We start from the raw sequence: 19,262 nt of genomic DNA on the forward strand, positions 1-19,262 counted from the left end.
CCGGTCCGGCCACGGTCCGACTCGGATGGACAGGCGCCATCGACACAACCGCAGAGCACCAGCAGGAGGCAGGAGTGACGGCAGTAGCCCCGCGCCCGATCGCCACGCGGCCGTATCCGGCCCGCGAGACGGCCAAGGGTTCGTACCTGCTGCGGCTGTTCCGCACGACGGACCACAAGCAGATCGGCATCATGTACCTGGTCACGTCGTTCGCCTTCTTCATGGTGGGCGGCGCGATGGCGATGCTGATCCGCTCGGAGCTCGCCGTGCCAGGACAGCAGTTCCTGTCGCAGGAGCAGTACAACCAGCTGTTCACCATGCACGGCACGATCATGCTGCTGCTGTACGCGACGCCCATCCTGTTCGGGTTCGCGAACTTCGTGCTGCCGCTGCAGATCGGTTCGCCGGACGTCGCGTTCCCGCGGTTGAACGCGTTCTCCTACTGGCTGTACCTGTTCGGCGGCATCATCGTGATGACCGGGTTCCTCACCCCGGGTGGCGCCGCCGACTTCGGCTGGTTCGCCTACACCCCGCTCTCGGACAAGATCCACTCGCCGGGCATCGGCGCGGACCTGTGGATCACCGGCCTGGCCGTGGGTGGTCTCGGCACCATCCTCGGCGCGGTCAACATGCTGACCACCGTGGTCTGCCTGCGCGCGCCCGGCATGACCATGTTCCGGATGCCCATCTTCACCTGGAACATCCTGATCACCAGCGTGCTGGTGCTGCTGGCCTTCCCGATCCTCACCGCGGCGCTGTTCGGCCTGCTCGCCGACCGCCAGATCGGGGCGCACGTGTTCGACCCGGCCAACGGCGGGGTGATCCTCTGGCAGCACCTGTTCTGGTTCTTCGGCCATCCAGAGGTCTATATCGTCGCGCTGCCGTTCTTCGGGATCGTGTCGGAGATCTTCCCGGTCTTCAGCCGAAAGCCACTGTTCGGCTATCGCGGCCTGATCTACGCGACCCTGGGCATCGCCGCGCTGTCGGTCACCGTGTGGGCGCACCACATGTACGCCACCGGCGCCGTGCTGCTGCCGTTCTTCTCCTTCATGACCTTCCTGATCGCGGTGCCCACCGGCGTGAAGTTCTTCAACTGGATCGGCACCATGTGGAAGGGGCAGCTGACCTTCGAGACACCGATGCTGTTCAGCGTCGGCTTCCTGGTCACGTTCCTGTTCGGCGGGCTCACCGGCGTGCTGCTGGCCGCGCCCGCCATCGACTTCCACGTGTCCGACTCGTACTTCGTGGTGGCGCACTTCCACTACGTCCTCTACGGCACGATCGTGTTCGCCACCTTCGCGGGCATCTACTTCTGGTTCCCGAAGATCACCGGCCGGTTCCTGGACGAACCGTTGGGCAAGCTGCACTTCTGGACCACGTTCATCGGCTTCCACGGCACCTTCCTGGTCCAGCACTGGCTGGGCAACGAGGGCATGCCCCGCCGGTACGCGGACTACCTGCCGACCGACGGCTTCCAGACGCTGAACATGATCTCCACGATCGGCGCCTACATCCTCGGCGCGTCCACGCTGCCGTTCATCTACAACGTGTTCAAGAGCTACCGCTACGGCGAGATCGTCACCGCCGACGACCCGTGGGGCTACGGGAACTCGCTGGAGTGGGCCACCAGCTCCCCGCCGCCGCGGCACAACTTCACCGAGCTGCCCCGTATCCGCTCCGAGCGGCCCGCCTTCGACCTGCACTACCCGCACATGCGGGAGGCCACCGAGGCGGACAAGTACGTCGGCCTGCTCGGCGGGCACGGGCACAAGCCCGCCCCGTCCGAGCTGGCGGCGGCCGCGGTCAACCCCGGTGAGATCTCCAAGGGCGACCCGACGTTGCCCAATTGAGCGAACCGGCCCGCCGACCGAGTGCGGCGGGGTGCCGGTGAGCCGGATACGCGGAAGGATTCTGCGGGTGGAGCCAGGAAGCGCGACGCGACCCTGGCACCACCCGCAGTTCCGTTTCCAGACCCACCCGGGAGCGCGGGGGAGTGGCAGCCGACGGCGCCTGCCCGCCGCACCGCCGCGCGCCCCACGACCCGACCCGTTCCCGACGGCAGCCGACGACGTCTGCCCGGGGCACACCAGCCCCGACGGGAACCCGGTGCGTCCGCGCCGGTGGGCCGGGGTACCCAGCCACCGCGCCGAGGACCGCGACCCGGTCCGGCGCGGCGGTCCAGCGCACCGCAGTCTCAGCCGCCCATCAGCCGCGCCGTCCTCCGGGACCGGCGGGCCCGTCGTCATGGGAGCACTCGCATGTCCACCGCACCTGGTCCCCGCCAGACCCCAGTCCTGATCACGGTCACCGGGCCGGACAAGCCGGGCGTGTCGTCCGTGCTGTTCGCCGCGCTGACCCGGCACGGGGTCGACATCCTGGACGTGGAGCAGGTCGTCATCCGCGGCCAGCTGGTGCTCGGCGCCCTGGTGGCCACCGACCACGACGCCGAGGGCCTGCAGGAGTCCGTCGAGCAGGCCATGGCCACCGTGCAGATGCGGGTGGACGTGCGGGTCGGCGCCGACCCGGAGCAGACCCGGCCCGGCTCCACCCACGTGCTGGTGGTGCTCGGCCACCCGGTGACCGCGCGCGCGTTCGGCGAGGTGGCCCGCAGGCTGGCCGCGCTGGAGGTCAACATCGACACCATCCGCCGGGTCGCCGACTACCCGGTGACCGGCCTTGAGCTGCGCGTGTCGGTGCCTGCCGACACCGACGAGGCCGACGCCGACCTGCGCTCGGCGCTGGCCGAGCTGTCCGTCCGGGTCGGCCTGGACATCGCCGTCGAGCGCGACCTGCTGTCCCGCCGGGCCAAGCGGCTGATCGTGTTCGACGTCGACTCCACGCTCATCCAGGGCGAGGTGATCGAGATGCTGGCGGCCCGCGCGGGCTGCGAGGACGAGGTCCGGGAGATCACCGAGGCGGCCATGCGCGGCGAGCTCGACTTCACCGAGTCGCTGCACCGCCGGGTCGCCACCCTGGCCGGGCTGCCGGTGTCGGTGCTGGCCGAGGTCGCCGACACCCTCCAGCTCACCCCCGGCGCCCGCACCACCATCCGCACCCTCAAGCGCCTGGGCTTCCGCTGCGGCGTCGTCTCCGGCGGCTTCACCGCCATCATCGACCGGCTGGTGGACGACCTGGGCCTGGACTTCCAGGCCGCCAACGGACTGGAGGTCGTGGACGGCAGGCTCACCGGCCGCGTCCTCGGCGAGGTGGTGGACCGTGCCGGGAAGGCCACCGCCCTGCGCCGCTTCGCCGAGGTCTACGACATCCCCCTGGCCCAGTGCGTGGCGGTCGGCGACGGCGCCAACGACATCGACATGCTGTCCACGGCGGGGCTGGGCATCGCGTTCAACGCCAAGCCCGCGCTGCGGGAGGTGGCGGACACGGCGTTGTCGCACCCGTACCTGGACGTGGTGCTGTTCGTGCTGGGGGTGACGCGGGCGGAGATCGAGGCCGCGGACATCGCCGACGGACTGGAGCCGGAACGGGTCTGAGCCGGGGCATGATGGGGGCGTGCCGATGCTGGTGACCCCCGCCCACCCGACGGGGACGTTCCGCGCCCTGGACCGTCCCACCCTCCGAGTAGGCGACCTCGTGTTGCGCCCCTGGCGACCCGGTGACGCGGACGCGGTGCTGACCGCGTTCCGCGACCCGGCTATCCAGCGCTGGCATGTGCGCCGCTTCGATGACCCCGCCGAGGCCCTCGCCTGGATCGACAGCTGGACGGGCCGGTGGGCGGCCGAGGAAGCGGGCAGCTGGGCCGTGGTCGACCCCGACGACCAGGTGCTCGGCCAGGTGGGCCTGCGGGAGATCGACCTGGTCGACGCCTCCGCCATGGTGTCCTACTGGACGCTGCCCGCCGCCAGGGGCAAGGCCGTGGCGGCGCGCGCGACCCTGACGTTGGTCGAGTGGGCGTTCGAGGTCGGGTTCCACCGGGTCAACCTGGAACATTCCACCGCCAACCGGCAGTCCTGCCGGGTCGCGGAGAAAGCCGGGTTCATCGCCGAGGGCACCCGCAGGGGGTCGATCCGGCACGCGGACGGCTGGCACGACATGCACCTGCACGCCCGGCTGCGCACCGATCCGGGTCCGGGAGAATCGACCGCGTGAGCCACCTCGACCACCTCGCCGCCCGCTACGCCACCTGGCTGCGCCTGCCCGCCGAGTCCACACACGACACATCCGACGAGGACCCGGCGTTCGTCCGCGCCATGCCCATCGTGCTGCGCATCGAACGCGACCCGCTGCCCGCGCGCACGGCGTTGCTGGAGGCGGCGGCGATCGCGTCGGTGGCGGTGTGTTTCGACGAACGGGCCGAACCGGACGGACCGTGGTTCAGCGAGGTCGACGCGTGGATCAGGGGCCGTATCCGCAAGGTCGCGCGGCGGGCGCGCGGTGCGCATTGGACGGCCGCACAGGACGTTCCGGGGATCACAGTGGAGGTTGACGGCGCGTTCGCCCGCGCGTTCGTCCCGTGCCTGGTCGCGGAGACTCCCAAAGTGCTGTCACGCCTGCAGATCTCGGGCAGCGAGCTGCCGGACGACGAACCCGGACCGCCCGACGAGGACATTCCCGTCCTGTGGCTGAACCCGTATGTCCTGATGACCGTCGGCAAGGCAGCCGCCCAGGTGGGACACGCGAGCATGCTGCTGGCCGCCCTGCTGCACGGCACCGGCGACGAACGCCGGAAAACCTGGCAGGCCATGGACTTCCGCTGCGCCGTCCGCCCCGCCACAAAGGAACACTGGGCCTTGATCCACCCCGGCGACGACCCGGACCGAGCCTGGCGTGAACACTCGTCCACGGCGGTAAGGGATGCCGGTTTCACCGAGGTCGCCCCTGGCACGGTCACCGTCATCGCCCAGTGGCGATAGGGAACTGCCGCCTCGGCGCGCGCGTCCCGTCAGGCCCGGGGACGATGCCAGGCGGGAAGTAGGGGTGGGTGGCGGGAGGAATCCGGCAGTGCGACGGGACTGTCGACTCCGGAGGCGCGTGGCCCACCAGGTCGGGGACGATGCCGGGCGGGGATGAGGGGGTGGGCGGCGGGAAGGATTCAACGCTGCCAGATGACGAACAGGCCGTCTTCCGTCGTGGTCATGGCCTCGATGAAGGCCTCGTTGTCGAAGTTCGGCAGGGACTGCAGACGTCCCATCAGGTCGTCGGCGGACGGGTCGCCCGCCGGGACCGCGCAGCCGCCGCCGCCCGCGCGCATGAGCAGGAAGAACACGTCTTCCTTCCACGGGCTCTCCGGGGTGGTGCGGATGGCGACCTCGGCGAGGTCTGACCAGGACACCGACTCCTCGGTGCCGTCGGCCAGCAGCCTGCGCACGCCCCGGTCGTCCACCGTGATGCCGGAATTGCCTGACACGCGTCCTCCGCAGAGCAGTCGGTGAGGGAACTCAGTTCGCCGCGGCCAGGCGGCGCAGGGCGGCGCGGACGACGGCCGGGTCGCTCGTCGGCCAGAACGGGGGCAATGACGCCCGCAGGAAGCCACCGTAGCGGGCGGTGGCCAGCCGCGGGTCCAGGATGGCCACAACGCCCCGGTCGGACATCGAGCGCAGCAGCCTGCCCGCGCCCTGGGCCAGCAGCAACGCCGCGTGCGTCGCCGCCACGGTGAGGAACCCGTTGCCGCCCCGGGCCTCCACGGCACGCTGCCGGGCGGAGGCCAGCGGGTCGTCCGGGCGCGGGAACGGGATGCGGTCCATCACCACCAGCGACAGCGACGGGCCCGGCACGTCCACCCCCTGCCACAGCGACAGGGTGCCGAACAGACAGGTCGCCGGGTCCTCGGCGAACTTCTTCACCAGCAGCGACGTGGAGTCCTCGCCCTGGCAGAGGATGTCCACCTCGACCTTCTCGCGCAGCTCGGCGGCGGCCTGCTTGGCCGCCCGCATCGACGAGAACAGCCCGAGCGTGCGGCCGCCCGCGGCCTCCACCAGCTCGCGCAGCTCGTCCAGGTAGGCGGGCGGCAGTCCGTCGCGGCCGGGCGGCGGCAGGTGTGGGGCGGTGTAGAGGATGCCGGACTTGCCGTGCTCGAACGGGGAGCCGACGTCCAGGCCGCTCCACCGGATCGCGTCGCCGGGCTCCTTGTCGGTGGCGGTGCCCTCGGCCTTCACCCCGGCGCGCTGCTCGCCGGGCAGCCCCCACTGGCGGGCCAGCGCGTCGAACGTGCCGCCCAGGGTGAGCGTGGCCGACGTCAGCACCGTCGTGTTCTCGCCGAACAGCCGCTCGCGCAGCAGCCCGGCCACGGCCAGCGGCGCCACCCGCATCGTCGGCGGGCGCGGCGGGCCGGAACCGAAGTCGCCGGTCACCCACACCACGTCGCGGCGGTGCGCGTCGTCGGTGTCGAACGCCTCCAGGATGCGGACCGCGGTGTCGTGCACCTCTTCCAGCGCCGACAGCGCCAGCTTGCGCGCGGTGGCCGCCTCCGGGTCGTCCTTGCGCTCCGGCCCGATCGCGGTCACGCACGCGTGCGCGGCGTTGCGCACCCCGGCCAGGGTGGCCGCGATCGGCTCGGGCAGCACGTCCATCCGGCCGGTGCGCTCGTCGGACAGCAGCAGCGCCAGGCCCTCGCCCGCCTCGACCAACCGGTCCGCGACCTCGTCGGTGACCAGCCGCCCGGCGCGCCGCGCGGCCACCGACACGGCGGTCGCGGACAGCTCGCCGGTGGCCACCGAGGTGACCCGGTCGACCAGATCGTGCGCCTCGTCGATGATCACCACGTCGTGCTCGGGCAGCACCTGCGCGGTGCCAAGCGCGTCGATGGCCAGCAGCGCGTGGTTCGTGACCACCACGTCCGCCCGGCCCGCCTCGGCGCGCGCCTTCTCCGCGAAGCAGTCGGTGCCGACCGGGCAGCGGGACACGCCGAGGCACTCCCGCGCGGACACCGACGCCTGCCGCCAGGTCTGTTCGGACACGCCCGGGACCAGCTCGTCCCGGTCGCCCGCCTCGGTGTCGCTCGCCCACTCGCGCAGCCGGGTGATCTCGCGGCCCATCCTGGACACGGCGAACGGGTCGAACAGCGCCGCGTCCTCCGGCTCGTCCTCCGGACCGTCCAGCCGGTGCAGGCACAGGTAGTTGCGCCTGCCCTTGAGAATGGCGAACGTCGGCGCCCGGCCCAACGACTTGGTCAGCGCCTTCGCCAACCTGGGCAGATCACGGTCCACCAGTTGCCGCTGCAACGCGATGGTGGCCGTGGAGATGATGACGGACTTGCCGTTGGCCACCGCGTGCCGCACCGCGGGCACCAGGTAGGCCAGCGACTTGCCGGTGCCGGTGCCCGCCTGCACGGCCAGATGGTCGCCGGTGCGGATGCTCGCCGACACCGCCTCGGCCATCTCGACCTGGCCCGGCCGCTCCGCCCCGCCCACCGACGCCACCGCGGTGGCCAGCAGGTCGCGCAGCGGGGGCAGGGAGTCGGGCATGGCGCAGACGGTACCCGTGGCCCCCGTCAGCCCGGCCCGCCGGTGCGGTTCCCGGCCGTGGCCACGCGGCGCCCGCGTGTCGCCTGGTCGGGTGGCCGTCCGGTTCTCGCGGGTGGTCCTGCCCGTCCGTCTGGCCCTGGCCCGGCCGACGCGATCCACTCGAAACCACGGACCACACACACTGGAGGGAGTCGATCATGTCACTCCGCGACGGCAAGGGCGGGGTTCTGGCGGTGGTGGCCGGCCTGCTGGCGTTCGCGGTCAGCCCGGCGCACGCCGAGGTGGCCGCCGACAGCAGCGGGTCGGTGGGCGGTGGACAGGCGCGGTTCGGCACCACGGCCGTCGACATCGGACCACTGGCCCCGTGCGCGGCGGGCGGGCCAGGCATCGGCACCACCCCCGGCGCCTCGGACGGCCCGATCAGCTTCGGCTCGGGCAAGTCGACCTGCGTGTTCGACCCGTTGACCGAGCAGGTGTCGGCGACCGTGCTCGGTTCCGACTTCGCGGTGAAGGCGAAGGTCGACACCACCGACCTGCCCGAGCTGAGCATCGGCGACTACAAGGTGACCTGCTACACCACCGCCGAGGGCGGGGTCACCTCCTCGGTGTCGCTCAAGAACGTCACCGGGGTCAAGCTGCCCGACCCGATCCCGGAGGACTACACCGTGCTGGTGCCCGGTTTCTTCCCGGACGACCCGCCGATCGCCAAGATCGTGTTCAACGAGACGGTCGAGGCCGACCCGCCGGACGGCTCACTGACCGTGCACGCGGTGAAGATCTGGTTCTACCCGGACACGGACCCGAACGGTCCGCCCGCTCCCAACAGCGGCGCGATCACCGTCGGATCGGTGACCTGCACACCGTCGCACCACTAGCTTGTCCGCGCCTCGTTCGGTGTTCCGCCTGGTCTTTGCCTGATCGCGGACCAGGCGGAACACCGCGCGCCAAGCCGTGACGCGGATGGTGTGGCGGTAGAGGGCATAGGCGAGGCCGTGGCCGAGGGCGCGTAGGTGGCTTGGCGTGGGGTCGCGGTGCTTTCGGAGGATCGGGCCCCAGACTGCGAACGGCAGCAGGGTGAACGAGCTGTAGGCCGTGAACGACGGCCATGCTTTGTCGGTGAACCACAATCGCGGGATTCATCCACAGCCGGGCAGGATGGCTTGACCGGACTTGATCATCAAGTGCTGCCGAGTTGCTCACGGTCAAGATCGGCTCGGAGGTTGTCCACAGCCCCGCCGATTCATCCACAGGTCCCGACAACAGGCGGAGCCCCAAGCCCCCACCGAACCGATGGGGGCACGTCTTCCACCATCAACGGCCAAGCAGTTCAGCCGACCCGAGGCGCCCCCGTCAGCGCGACCCCAGCCCCCCGCAGCGTCTCCAGCGCCTTCTCCACCGTCCCCACCGCCACCCCCGCCGTCAGATCCAGCAACACCGTCGTCTCGAACCCCGCCGCAGCGGCATCCACCGCAGTAGCCCGAACGCAATGGTCAGTGGCGATTCCCACCACATCCACCCGCGAAACCCCCCGCTCCCGTAACCACTCCGCGAGCCCCACCTCACCCGGCCCAACCCCCTCGAACCCGGAGTAGGCAGCCGCGTAGGCCCCTTTCGAGAACACTGCCTCGATCACCGCGACATCCAGCGCCGGATGGAACGACGCCCCCGCGCTGTCGACCACGCAATGCACCGGCCAGCTGTCGACATAATCCGGCGTCGCGCTGAAGTGCTCCCCCGGATCGATGTGGAAGTCCCGCGTCGCCACCACATGGTCGTAGGACCCGGCCGCCACGTGCCGCGAGATCGCCGACGCGACCGCCGCGCCTCCCGCGACCGCCAGGGACCCGCCCTCGCAGAAGTCGTTCTGCACGTCCACGACGATCAACGCCGATAATCCGCTCATCACTGCTCCAAGTGGACAGTAGGAATTGCAGGCTCACCCGCGGAAAGCTTCAACCCCTCCCACGGCAGGCTCACCAGACCGGAACGCACCCGGCCGCGGCTGTCCTCCAGCGTGGGCAGGTCGGCCACGGCCTGTCCACCCCGCATCAGGGGGATCTGCAGCAGCCGGTCGTGCTCGCCCAGCTCCGGCGCCGTCCCGCCTGCCTGGAAGATGACCTCCTCCAGGGCCGTGCCGGTCGGCTTGTGCCTGCGCAGGGCCAGCTTGCGGCCGCCGAGGGACTCCTTGTGCGAGCTGCGCTTGGCCACCGGCCGCCCGTCGACCTCGACCAGCTTGTAGACCATCCCGGCGGTCGGCGCCCCCGAGCCGGTCACCAGCGACGTTCCCACCCCGTACGCGTCCACGGGCTCGGCGCGCAGGGCGGCGATCGCGTACTCGTCCAGGTCTCCGGACACCACGATGCGGGTCTGCCTGGCGCCCAGCCCGTCCAGCTGTTCGCGGGCCTGGCGGGCCAGGACGCCCACGTCGCCGGAGTCGATGCGGATGGCGCCAAGGGCGGTGCCCGCGACCTCGACCGCGAGCTCGATCCCACGGGTGATGTCGTAGGTGTCCACCAGCAACGTCGTGTCCGCGCCGAGCGCCGACACCTGCGCGGCGAACGCGGCGCGCTCGTCGTCGTGCAGGAGGGTGAAGGCGTGCGCGCAGGTTCCCGAGGTCGGGATGCCGAAGTCCCGCCCCGCCTCCAGGTTGGAGGTCGTGGCGAAGCCCGCGATGTACCCGGCGCGGGCCGACGCCGTGGCCGCCCGCTCGTGTGTGCGGCGGCCGCCCATCTCGATGATCGGGCGGCCGTTCGCCGCGCCGACCATGCGCGCGCCGGCGGACAGGATCGCGCTGTCGTGGTTCAGGATCGACAGCACCACCGTCTCCAGCACGACGGCGTCCGCGAACGTCCCCGTCACGGTCAGGATCGGCGACCCGGGGAAGTACAGCTCGCCCTCCGGGTAGCCGTCCACGTCCCCGCCGAATCGGTAGTCCGCCAGCCACGCCAGCGTCGCCTCGTCCACCACCGACGTCTCGCGCAGGTGCCGCAGCTCGTCCGCGCCGAAGCGGAACGCGGCGATGGCGTCCACCACCCGCCGGGTGCCGCCCACCACCCCGTACCGCCGCCCGTCCGGCAGCCGCCTGGCGAACGTCTCGAACACGCAGTGCCTGCCCGCGGTGCCGTCGGCCAGCGCGGCGGCGAGCATGGTCAGCTCGTAGTGGTCGGTCAACAGCGCCGTACTGGCGCCCGTGCGCACACCCATGCCGCAGAGCCTAGGCGGACACGGGATTGGCCCGGTCGGGCACGATCGGTGATCGCATACTCCGAACGAATGAAGATCCGCCGGTCCGGGCGAAACGGGTCGTGCCACCATTGACCCATGACCGCAGCCGTCGACATGGAGCAGACGCAGGCCACCCCGGCAGGCTCCGAGGCCGTGTCCGAGGACCGGCCCTGGCAGACCATCGTGTGGAACGATCCGGTCAACCTGATGTCGTATGTGACCTACGTCTTCCAGAAGCTGTTCGGGTACAGCCGGGACCGGGCCACCAAACTGATGCTCGACGTGCACCACGAGGGCAAGGCGATCGTGTCCTCGGGCAGCAAGGACAAGGTGGAGGCCGATGTGGCGAGGCTGCACGCCGCCGGCCTGTGGGCGACCATGGAACACACGTCGTGAAACCCTGGAAGCGCCGCGGCGACCTGGTGCACGCGGACATCGACCGCCAGGAGGCCGCCGTGCTGCGCGGTCTGGTGTCGCAGATCGACGACATGCTGCGCGCCCGCATCGAGGACGCCCCGCAGGACGAGCTGGCCGAGCTGACCGGCATCCGCACCGGCCCGTCCACCTCCCCGGACGACCCGATCCTGTCCCGGCTGCTGCCCGACTTCCACCGGCTCGACGACGACAACCCCAGCAAGGCCGACCTGGACTCGGCCGCCATGCTGCGCTCCCTGCACGAGCCGACGCTGCTCGACCTCAAGACCGGGGTCGCCGGGATCGTGCTGGAGACCTGCCCGATGTACGGGGGCGGCATCCGGCTGTCGCTGGAGCAGGCCGACGCCTGGCTGTCCGCGCTCAACGACGTGCGGCTGGCCCTGGGCACCGCCATCGAGGTCACCGAGGACATGCCCGACGAGCTGCCCGAGGACGACCCGCGCAGCCCGCACCTGTCGGTCTACCACTGGTTGACGTGGGTGCAGGAGTCGCTGGTGCAGGCACTGTCCACACCGTGAACGTCCTGACCGACATCCCCGGGATCGAGGTCGGCCACCACCACCGGCTCGGCGACGGGTGGGCCACCGGCACCACGGTCGTGCTGTTCCCCGAGGGCACGGTCGGCGGCGTCGACGCCCGCGGCGGCGCGCCCGGCACCCGCGAGACCGACCTGTTGAACCCCGAGAACCTGGTCGACCGGGTGGACGCGGTGTGCCTGTCCGGCGGCAGCGCCTACGGCCTGGCCGCCGCCGACGGCGTCATGCGCTGGCTGGGCGAGCGCGGCCGCGGCTTCCCGGTCGGTACCGAGCCGCACGAGGTCGTGCCGATCGTGCCCGCCGCCGTCCTGTTCGACCTGCCCCGATCCACCTGGGGCAACCGGCCCGACGCCGATTTCGGCTATGCCGCGTGCGAGGCGGCCTCCGCCGGACCGGTCGCCACCGGCACGGTCGGCGCGGGGGCGGGCGCCCAGGTCGGGTCGCTCAAGGGCGGGATCGGCACCGCGAGCACCCGGGTCGGCGAGTTCACCGTGGCCGCGCTGGCCGTCGTCAACGCCCGCGGCGAGGCCGTCGACCTGGACACCGGCGCGTTCTGGGCGGGCGGCGACCCCGGCGAGCTGCCACCGGCCCCCGGGTGGGCCGCCCGACCCGCCGCCGCACCGACCGACCTCAACGCACTGACCGACCTCAATACAACGACCGACCTGAATACGACGATCGGCGTGGTCGCCACCGACGCCGTGCTCACCAAGGCCCAGTGCAAACGCCTGGCCATGTCCGCCCAGGACGGCCTGGCCCGCGCCGTCCGACCCGCGCACTCCCTCTTCGACGGCGACACCGTGTTCGCCGCCGCCACCGGCGCGCGCGCCGTACCCGACCTGGTCGCCCTGGACGCGCTCTACTCCGCGGCCGCCGACGTGTTCGCCCGCGCCGTGGCGCACGGCACGTTGACCGCCACGACAGTCGGCGACCTGCGCGCCTACCGGGACATCTGGGGCTGAGTCCCGGCCCGCCAACTGCGGTCTCCCACACACCGGGACGGGCGCACTCACCCAGTAGGATGGTGGCGTGCTGACGATCCGCCGGGACCTCGTGGACGCGATGGTGGCCCATGCCCGCCGCGACCACCCGGACGAGGCGTGCGGCGTGCTCGCGGGCCCCGAGGGCACCGACCGCCCGGAGCGCTTCATCCCGATGCTCAACGCGGCGCGGTCGCCCACCTTCTACGAGTTCGACTCCGCGGACCTGCTCCGGCTCTACCGCGAGATGGACGCCGCCGACGAGGTGCCCGTGGTGATCTACCACTCGCACACCGCCACCGAGGCCTACCCGTCGCGGACCGACGCCAAGATCGCCCAGGAGCCGTTCGCGCACTACGTGCTGATCTCCACCCGCGACCAGCACGAGCACGAGCTGCGCTCGTTCCGCATCGTCGAGGGCGTGGTCACCGAGGAGCCGGTCGAGGTCGTCGAGTCCTACCGGTTCGCCCACACCGGGCCGGACGACGTCCCCGAGCAGTGACATTCGCCGCCCGGCGGAATAGCCGCCGGGCCGGTCTCGTCCTTTCCTGTAGCACTGGCACACCCGGAGGTTGAACCATGGCCGTCACCGTCTCCATCCCGACCATCCTGCGCACGCACACCGGCGGCGAGAAGACCGTCCCCGCCGCGGGCGCCACCGTGGCCGAGGTGATCGACGACCTGGAGGCCAACCACGGCGGCCTCAAGGCCCGCCTGGTCAAGGACGGCGCGCTGCACCGGTTCGTCAACGTCTACGTCAACGACGAGGACGTGCGCTTCGCGGGTGGCCTGGAGGCCAAGGTCGCCGACGGCGACAACGTCACCATCCTGCCCGCGGTTGCCGGCGGCGCCCGCTAGACCTGCCCTGGAGGGGGACCCGTGGCCAGGTACGACTCGCTCATCCACGCTCTCGGCGACACCCCGCTGGTGGGGCTGCCGCGGCTGTCGCCGTCCCCAAACGTGCGGCTGTGGGCCAAGCTGGAGGACCGCAACCCGACCGGCTCGGTGAAGGACCGCCCGGCGCTGGCCATGATCGAGGCCGCCGAGCGCGACGGCAGGCTGCGGCCCGGCGCCACCATCCTGGAGCCGACCTCAGGCAACACCGGCATCGCGCTGGCCATGGCCGCCAAGCTCAAGGGCTACGGCCTGGTCTGCGTGATGCCCGAGAACACCTCCGAGGAGCGCAAGCAGCTCCTGCAGGCCTACGGCGCCCGGATCGTGTTCTCCCCGGCCGCGGGCGGCTCCAACGAGGCGGTCCGGCGGGCGAAGGAACTGTCCGCGCAGCAGCCCGACTGGGTGATGCTCTACCAGTACGGGAACCCGGACAACGCCAACGCCCACTACCGCGGCACCGGCCCGGAGATCCTGCGCGACCTGCCCACGGTCACCCACTTCGTGGCGGGCCTCGGCACCACCGGCACGCTCGTCGGCGTCGGCCGCTACCTGCGCGAACACAAGCCGGACGTGCAGATCGTGGCCGCCGAGCCGCGCTACGGCGAACTGGTCTACGGCCTGCGCAACCTGGACGAGGGCTTCGTCCCGGAACTGTACGACCCGGACGTCCTCACCGGCCGCTACTCGGTCGGCTCCTACGACGCACTGCGCCGTACCCGGCAACTGCTGGAGACCGAGGGCATCTTCGCGGGCATCTCCACCGGCGCCATCCTGCACGCGGCCCTCGCCGTCGCGGAGAAGGCGGCGGGCGTGGGAGACCGCGCCGATGTGGTGTTCATCGTCGCGGACGCGGGCTGGAAGTACCTGTCCACCGGCGCCTACAGCGGCACCATCGACGAGGCCGCCGAACGCCTCGACGGCCACCTCTGGGCCTAGCGGGCGCCACTAGTGGTGCGACCCAGAACGTCGACCATGTCTCGACCCGCCCACGACGTGCCTGACGGCACCGCCGAAACGACCAAGTACATCCAGTACGAGGCCGTCCCGGCGGCACCGCCAGCCACGCCGTGGACCCGCCGATACACGGCCGACGTTCTGGGTCGCACCACTAGTCTGCTTGCGTGCAGACCATCGAGGTATCCCGATCGGGGCGGATCCCCGCCCCGATCGACCACGTCTGGGCCGTGGTCTCGGACGCGTCCCGGGTGCCGGACTGGTTCAGCTTCGCCGATCGCACGGAAGTGCGGTCGGGTTCCGGTCCGGGTGAGCTCCGCACCCAGCATGGCCGGTGGGGGCGACGGCGGTCGGAGATCGACCAGGAGATCGTGGAGTACGAGCCGCCTCGACTGCTGGTGTGGAAGCACACGGCCGAACGACTCGACGGCAAACCGACTTCGAGTTACGCGACCTCGTCGGTTTTCCGGATCGAGCTGGCGGCGGTGGGGGAGGAGACCGATGTGCGGTTGTGCACGGTTCAGCTGCCCCGGCATGCGTTCGCGGCGTTGTTGATGCGGGCGATGAGCCGCCGGGAGTTCGGTCGGCGAATGGAAGAATCCCTTGCCCGCCTCACCGGCGCGGTCGACTGAATTACGAGCCACGGATCCCCCGGGTCCTGTCTGCCTGCCGGGTCGCTGTCCCAGAGCCTGGGGACACGGATACGCCGTTCGGCGTGTGGTCCCCCGCCTGAGCGCGACCTGGGTAAGTCGGGGGTGAACCAGGGTTCTTCCCGATCCCGCCACCCACCCGGGCACGTACGCTCGGTGTCGTGACTACCTTGCCCGTCAAGCCCGCCCGCAGGCCGGTCGGGCGGATCCTGCCGCCGAACCCGGCACAGGCCGCGATCGTGGTCGTCGGGTTCACCGCACTGCTGTACCTCGTCGAGATCGTGGACGCGGTGCTGCCCGCCGACCTCGACCGGTACGGCATCATCCCGCGCCAGGCGTCGGGACTGTGGGGCGTCCTGTTCTCGCCGCTGCTGCACAACGGGTGGGGGCACCTGTTCGCGAACACGCTCCCGCTGCTCGTGTTCGCGTTCCTGGCCATGGCCAACGGGCTCGCCCAGTGGTTGGCGGTCACGGCCACGATCTGGGTGGTGTCCGGGATCGGCGTGTGGGCCACCGGGGCGTCCGGCTCGGTGACCGTCGGCGCGTCCGGGCTGTGCTTCGGGTGGCTGCTGTTCCTGCTCGTGCGTGGCGTGTTCAACCGCAGCGCCGGGCAGCTGCTGGTGGCGCTCGCGCTGCTGCTCTACTGGGGGACGATGCTGTTCGGCGTGCTCCCCGGCGACCCGCACGTGTCCTGGCAGGCGCACCTGTTCGGCGCGGTCGGCGGTGTGCTGGCGGCCTACCTCGTCGCGGTCGTCGACCGTCGGGGCAACCGGGCGCCGCGACCCGCGATCGAGGGACAGGCGGCTTGAGCGCGGACGCGCCCATCGGCGTCTTCGACTCCGGCGTGGGCGGGCTGACCGTGGCTCGCTCGATCATCGACCAGCTGCCGCACGAGCGGCTGCGCTACGTCGGCGACACCGCGCACAACCCCTACGGCCCCCGGCCCATCGCCGAGGTGCGCGAGCTGACCCTGGCGATCACCGACAAGCTGGTCGCCGACGGCGTCAAGATGCTCGTGCTCGCCTGCAACACCGCCTCCGCCGCCTGCCTGCGGGACGCCCGAGAGCGCTACGACATCCCGGTCGTGGAGGTCGTCGTGCCCGCCGTGCGCCGGGCCGCGGCGGTCACCAAGTCGGGCCGCGTCGGTGTGATCGGCACCACGGGGACCATCCGCTCGCGCGCCTACGAGGACGCCTTCGCGGCCGCCCCCGGCATCACCGTGACGGGCGCGCCGTGCCCGCGGTTCGTGGACTTCGTGGAGCGCGGGGTGACCTCCGGCAGGCAGATCCTGGGCCTCGCGCAGACGTATCTTGAGCCGCTACAACAGGCCGCAGTGGACACTGTCGTGCTGGGTTGTACGCACTATCCGCTGCTCACCGGGGTTCTCCAGGTCGTGCTCGGACCGGATGTCACACTTGTGTCCAGTGCGGAGGAATGTGCCAAGGACGTTTTCCGGGTACTGACCGAGACCGGACTGCTGGTGGACACCGAGACCGAGCCCGTGCACGAGTTCCGCGCCACCGGACCGGCCGAACCGTTCGACCGACTGGCCCGTAGGTTCCTCGGCCTGGGCATGGCGGGCTTTGCTCCATTGGCTCGATGGTGATCGTGTTGTGTGCCGTCGTTGTGTCAGGCTGTCTGCTGTGCTGCTGACCGTCCTCGGCTGTTCCGGGAGTGTGCCCGGTCCCAACGCCCCCGCGTCCGGATATCTGTTGGAGGCCGAGGGGTTCGCGCTCGGCCTCGAACTCGGTACCGGAACCTTCGCCGCCCTGCAGGCGATCCGCGACCCCTTCCTGCTCGACGGGTTGCTGTTCTCGCACCTGCACGCCGACCACTGCGCGGACTTCGCCGCGCTCACCACTTTCCTGCGCTACCACCCCAGACCCACGCGCGATCCGCGCGCGAACAGGTTAGCCGTCTACGCACCGTCCGAGGCGCCGTCCCGCTTCGTCAACGCCTACGCCACCGACGAGGCGGACCGGGCTGTCACGGATCTGTCCGATGTGTTCGACTTCCGTCCGTTGACGACCGGCAAGTTCCACATCGGACCGTTCGACGTCGTCGTGGCGCCCGCCGCGCACCCGTGCGAGTCCTTCAGCTTCCGCGTCGCACACGGCGGCCGCTCACTGGTCTACACCGGCGACACCGGCGTCTGCGGCACGCTCACCGAGCTGGCCCACGGCGCCGACGTGATCATGTCCGAGGCGTCCTGGACGCACGGCTCGGTGGCCGTGCCGGACCTGCACCTGTCCGGCCGCGAGGCGGGCGAGCTGGCCGCCACCGCGGGCGCGGGCAGGCTGCTGGTCACCCACGTTCCGCCGTGGACGGACCGGGACGCGGTGCTCGCCGAGGCGCGGACGGCGTTCCCCGGGCCGGTGGAGGCGGTCGAGCAGGGCATGGTCTACGAGCTGTGACGGCGTCCGACTAGGCTGCGCCCGTGGCGAGAAGCGACGGCAGGAACGACGACCAGCTCCGGGACATCACCATCACCCGCGGCTACCAGGACTGGCCAGCTGGTTCGGTGCTGGTGTCCTTCGGCCGCACCCGCGTGCTGTGCGCGGCCAGCGTGACCGAGGGCGTGCCGCGCTGGCGCAAGGGCTCCGGCCTCGGCTGGGTCACCGCCGAGTACGCGATGCTCCCCTCGGCCACCAACACCCGCGGCGAGCGCGAGTCGGTGAAGGGCCGCGTCGGCGGCCGCACACACGAGATCAGCAGGCTGATCGGCCGCTCCCTGCGCGCCTGCATCGACCTGTCCGCCCTCGGCGAGAACACCATCCACCTCGACTGCGACGTCATCCAGGCCGACGGCGGCACCCGCACCGCCGCCATCACCGGCGCCTACGTGGCCCTCGCGGACGCCATCACCTACCTGGGCGCCGCTGGCAAGCTCGCCGACCCCCAGCCCCTCTCCTGTGCGGTCTCGGCCGTGAGCGTGGGCGTGGTCGGCGGCCGCGTCCGCCTCGACCTGCCGTACGAGGAGGACGCGCGCGCCGAGGTCGACATGAACGTGGTCGCCACCGACGCGGGCACCCTCATCGAGGTCCAGGGCACGGGCGAGGGCGCCACCTTCGCCCGCAGCACCCTCGACGCCATGCTCGACCTGGCCCTGGCGGGCTGCGCCGACCTCAACCGGATCCAGGCCGAGGTGCTGGCCCAGCCCTACCCCGGCACGCTGCCGGAACCGAAGGGGAGCAAGTGACCAGGGTCCTGCTGGCCAGCCGCAACAAGAAGAAACTCGCCGAACTCCGCCGCATCCTCGCCGCGTCGAGCATCGACGGCGTCGAGATCGTCGGCCTGGACGACGTACCCGCCTTCCCGGACGCCCCGGAAACCGGCGCCACCTTCGAGGCCAACGCCCTGGCGAAGGCCCGCGACGCCGTCCGCGAAACCGGCCTCCCGACGGTGGCCGACGACTCGGGCATCGCCATCGACGCCCTCAACGGCATGCCCGGCGTGCTGTCGGCGCGCTGGTCCGGGACGCACGGCAACGATCAGGCCAATCTGGACCTGGTCCTCGCCCAGCTCACGGATGTTCCGGACGAGCGGAGGGGCGGGGCTTTCGTTTGCGCCCTCGCGCTTGTGCACCCGGATGGCCGGGAACTGGTGCTGCGTAGCGAATGGCGGGGTCGGATCACTCGGGAACCCAGTGGTGCCAATGGGTTCGGGTATGACCCGATCTTCGTGCCGGAGGGGCACGCGGAGACTTCGGCGGAGCTGGCGCCGGAGGCCAAGGATGGGATCTCCCACCGTGGCCAGGCTCTCCGCGAACTCCTTCCACACCTGGCCTCTCTCTCCGACTGATCTCGATTCCCGACCGCTGCTCTCCCGCTCACACGGCACCACTCCGATTCCGCTCGCCAAGCAGGCCCCGCCCCACCAGGGCAGGGGGTCGGCAAAGTCGGTTGCCCGGTGTATGGGTCGGGCACGGTCTCGTTGATCATGTGATTGCTGATGTCGCATGATCGTTGGAGAGCCGTGCCCGTGGTGGAATCCTGCCTGATGCCTGCTGCGTTCGATCGTCTGGCCCTGGGTGTGGTGCCGGGGCGGGGTGTGGAGTGGGTGGCTGACCTGCGGGATTATCTGGCTCGGGTGCCTGATCCGCGGGATCGGCGGGGTGTGCGGTATCCGGTGGGGTCGTTGCTGGCGTTGGCCGCGGCGGCGGTGTTG

At 71.2% G+C, this 19,262-nt stretch carries 21 protein-coding genes; 17 read left to right on the forward strand and 4 right to left on the reverse strand.

Annotation, left to right across the window (positions count from 1 at the left end; genetic code table 11):
• Positions 1 to 74 precede the first annotated feature (74 nt).
• The 4 genes from ctaD (at position 75) to C503_RS0135035 (ending at position 4,871) form a co-directional block, all read left to right on the forward strand.
• The gene (gene ctaD, locus C503_RS0135020; RefSeq protein WP_018686882.1) at positions 75 to 1,850 is read left to right on the forward strand and encodes an aa3-type cytochrome oxidase subunit I; all 1,776 of its coding nucleotides are present in this window, start codon (positions 75 to 77) and stop codon (positions 1,848 to 1,850) included.
• A gap of 408 nt (positions 1,851 to 2,258) precedes the next feature.
• Positions 2,259 to 3,491: a phosphoserine phosphatase SerB gene (gene serB, locus C503_RS0135025; protein WP_018686883.1), complete on the forward strand. Its 1,233-nt coding sequence runs from the start codon at positions 2,259 to 2,261 to the stop codon at positions 3,489 to 3,491.
• Between the two features lie 25 nt (positions 3,492 to 3,516).
• Positions 3,517 to 4,107 (forward strand): GNAT family N-acetyltransferase, encoded by a 591-nt coding sequence (locus C503_RS0135030; RefSeq protein ID WP_245572665.1) that lies wholly within the window; start codon positions 3,517 to 3,519, stop codon positions 4,105 to 4,107.
• The gene (locus C503_RS0135035; protein WP_018686885.1) at positions 4,104 to 4,871 is read left to right on the forward strand and encodes a peptidyl-tRNA hydrolase; all 768 of its coding nucleotides are present in this window, start codon (positions 4,104 to 4,106) and stop codon (positions 4,869 to 4,871) included. The genes C503_RS0135030 and C503_RS0135035 overlap by 4 nt, the downstream gene beginning before the upstream one ends.
• Before the next feature lie 179 nt (positions 4,872 to 5,050).
• Here C503_RS0135035 and C503_RS0135040 read toward each other — a convergent pair whose 3' ends face one another.
• Together C503_RS0135040 and C503_RS0135045 are read right to left on the reverse strand one after the other, a co-directional pair.
• A complete protein-coding gene (locus tag C503_RS0135040; RefSeq protein ID WP_018686886.1) occupies positions 5,051 to 5,365 on the reverse strand; it encodes a hypothetical protein in 315 nt (104 codons plus the stop codon).
• A 31-nt stretch (positions 5,366 to 5,396) separates the two neighbouring features.
• Complete coding sequence (locus tag C503_RS0135045; RefSeq protein WP_018686887.1) at positions 5,397 to 7,421, reverse strand: ATP-dependent DNA helicase; 2,025 nt, start codon at positions 7,419 to 7,421, stop codon at positions 5,397 to 5,399.
• A gap of 197 nt (positions 7,422 to 7,618) precedes the next feature.
• On the opposite strand from C503_RS0135045, the gene C503_RS43925 reads away from it, so the two are divergent.
• Positions 7,619 to 8,296 carry a hypothetical protein gene (locus tag C503_RS43925; protein ID WP_018686888.1) on the forward strand — a complete coding sequence of 226 codons (678 nt, stop codon included), beginning with the start codon at positions 7,619 to 7,621 and terminating at the stop codon, positions 8,294 to 8,296.
• 452 nt (positions 8,297 to 8,748) lie between these two features.
• Here the strand turns inward: C503_RS43925 and C503_RS0135055 are convergent, their stop codons facing one another.
• Both C503_RS0135055 and C503_RS0135060 read right to left on the reverse strand, forming a co-directional pair.
• A complete protein-coding gene (locus tag C503_RS0135055) occupies positions 8,749 to 9,324 on the reverse strand; it encodes an isochorismatase family protein (protein ID WP_018686889.1) in 576 nt (191 codons plus the stop codon).
• Complete coding sequence (locus C503_RS0135060) at positions 9,324 to 10,625, reverse strand: nicotinate phosphoribosyltransferase (RefSeq protein WP_018686890.1); 1,302 nt, start codon at positions 10,623 to 10,625, stop codon at positions 9,324 to 9,326. The genes C503_RS0135055 and C503_RS0135060 overlap by 1 nt, the downstream gene beginning before the upstream one ends.
• A 117-nt stretch (positions 10,626 to 10,742) precedes the next feature.
• Here C503_RS0135060 and clpS point away from each other — a divergent pair, with 117 nt between their 5' ends.
• The 12 genes from clpS to rdgB all read left to right on the forward strand — a co-directional run bounded on the left by clpS (position 10,743) and on the right by rdgB (position 18,896).
• Complete coding sequence (gene clpS / locus C503_RS0135065; protein ID WP_018686891.1) at positions 10,743 to 11,042, forward strand: ATP-dependent Clp protease adapter ClpS; 300 nt, start codon at positions 10,743 to 10,745, stop codon at positions 11,040 to 11,042.
• On the forward strand, positions 11,039 to 11,599 hold the full coding sequence (locus C503_RS0135070; RefSeq protein WP_018686892.1) for a DUF2017 domain-containing protein: 561 nt from the start codon (positions 11,039 to 11,041) through the stop codon (positions 11,597 to 11,599). The genes clpS and C503_RS0135070 overlap by 4 nt, the downstream gene beginning before the upstream one ends.
• Positions 11,596 to 12,579 carry a P1 family peptidase gene (locus C503_RS0135075; protein ID WP_018686893.1) on the forward strand — a complete coding sequence of 328 codons (984 nt, stop codon included), beginning with the start codon at positions 11,596 to 11,598 and terminating at the stop codon, positions 12,577 to 12,579. Before C503_RS0135070 ends, C503_RS0135075 begins: the two co-directional genes overlap by 4 nt.
• A 67-nt stretch (positions 12,580 to 12,646) precedes the next feature.
• Positions 12,647 to 13,099, forward strand: a complete 453-nt coding sequence (locus C503_RS0135080; RefSeq protein ID WP_018686894.1) for a M67 family metallopeptidase — start codon at positions 12,647 to 12,649, stop codon at positions 13,097 to 13,099.
• A 77-nt stretch (positions 13,100 to 13,176) separates the two neighbouring features.
• Complete coding sequence (locus tag C503_RS0135085; protein WP_018686895.1) at positions 13,177 to 13,455, forward strand: MoaD/ThiS family protein; 279 nt, start codon at positions 13,177 to 13,179, stop codon at positions 13,453 to 13,455.
• A gap of 21 nt (positions 13,456 to 13,476) precedes the next feature.
• Positions 13,477 to 14,427, forward strand: coding sequence for a PLP-dependent cysteine synthase family protein (locus C503_RS0135090; RefSeq protein WP_018686896.1), 951 nt, complete (start codon positions 13,477 to 13,479; stop codon positions 14,425 to 14,427).
• A 185-nt stretch (positions 14,428 to 14,612) separates the two neighbouring features.
• Positions 14,613 to 15,077, forward strand: a complete 465-nt coding sequence (locus tag C503_RS0135095; RefSeq protein ID WP_018686897.1) for an SRPBCC family protein — start codon at positions 14,613 to 14,615, stop codon at positions 15,075 to 15,077.
• A gap of 179 nt (positions 15,078 to 15,256) precedes the next feature.
• Positions 15,257 to 15,904, forward strand: coding sequence for a rhomboid family intramembrane serine protease (locus C503_RS0135100; protein WP_018686898.1), 648 nt, complete (start codon positions 15,257 to 15,259; stop codon positions 15,902 to 15,904).
• The gene (gene murI, locus C503_RS0135105) at positions 15,901 to 16,701 is read left to right on the forward strand and encodes a glutamate racemase (protein ID WP_018686899.1); all 801 of its coding nucleotides are present in this window, start codon (positions 15,901 to 15,903) and stop codon (positions 16,699 to 16,701) included. The genes C503_RS0135100 and murI overlap by 4 nt, the downstream gene beginning before the upstream one ends.
• A 37-nt stretch (positions 16,702 to 16,738) precedes the next feature.
• The gene (locus C503_RS0135110) at positions 16,739 to 17,509 is read left to right on the forward strand and encodes an MBL fold metallo-hydrolase (RefSeq protein ID WP_018686900.1); all 771 of its coding nucleotides are present in this window, start codon (positions 16,739 to 16,741) and stop codon (positions 17,507 to 17,509) included.
• Between the two features lie 23 nt (positions 17,510 to 17,532).
• Positions 17,533 to 18,294 (forward strand): ribonuclease PH, encoded by a 762-nt coding sequence (gene rph / locus C503_RS0135115; RefSeq protein WP_018686901.1) that lies wholly within the window; start codon positions 17,533 to 17,535, stop codon positions 18,292 to 18,294.
• On the forward strand, positions 18,291 to 18,896 hold the full coding sequence (gene rdgB, locus C503_RS0135120; RefSeq protein ID WP_018686902.1) for an RdgB/HAM1 family non-canonical purine NTP pyrophosphatase: 606 nt from the start codon (positions 18,291 to 18,293) through the stop codon (positions 18,894 to 18,896). The genes rph and rdgB overlap by 4 nt, the downstream gene beginning before the upstream one ends.
• Positions 18,897 to 19,262 lie beyond the last annotated feature (366 nt).

The organism is Actinokineospora enzanensis DSM 44649, from assembly GCF_000374445.1.
Lineage (GTDB): Bacteria > Actinomycetota > Actinomycetes > Mycobacteriales > Pseudonocardiaceae > Actinokineospora > Actinokineospora enzanensis.

Bases quoted from the DNA above. Each gene is read 5' to 3' on its own strand.
- C503_RS43925 (WP_018686888.1), top strand. From the start codon at position 7,619: ATGTCACTCCGCGACGGCAAGGGCGGGGTTCTGGCGGTGGTGGCCGGC.
- clpS (WP_018686891.1), top strand. From the start codon at position 10,743: ATGACCGCAGCCGTCGACATGGAGCAGACGCAGGCCACCCCGGCAGGC.
- C503_RS0135045 (WP_018686887.1), bottom strand. From the start codon at position 7,421: ATGCCCGACTCCCTGCCCCCGCTGCGCGACCTGCTGGCCACCGCGGTG.
- C503_RS0135085 (WP_018686895.1), top strand. From the start codon at position 13,177: ATGGCCGTCACCGTCTCCATCCCGACCATCCTGCGCACGCACACCGGC.
- serB (WP_018686883.1), top strand. From the start codon at position 2,259: ATGTCCACCGCACCTGGTCCCCGCCAGACCCCAGTCCTGATCACGGTC.
- C503_RS0135030 (WP_245572665.1), top strand. From the start codon at position 3,517: ATGCTGGTGACCCCCGCCCACCCGACGGGGACGTTCCGCGCCCTGGAC.
- C503_RS0135055 (WP_018686889.1), bottom strand. From the start codon at position 9,324: ATGAGCGGATTATCGGCGTTGATCGTCGTGGACGTGCAGAACGACTTC.
- C503_RS0135060 (WP_018686890.1), bottom strand. From the start codon at position 10,625: ATGGGTGTGCGCACGGGCGCCAGTACGGCGCTGTTGACCGACCACTAC.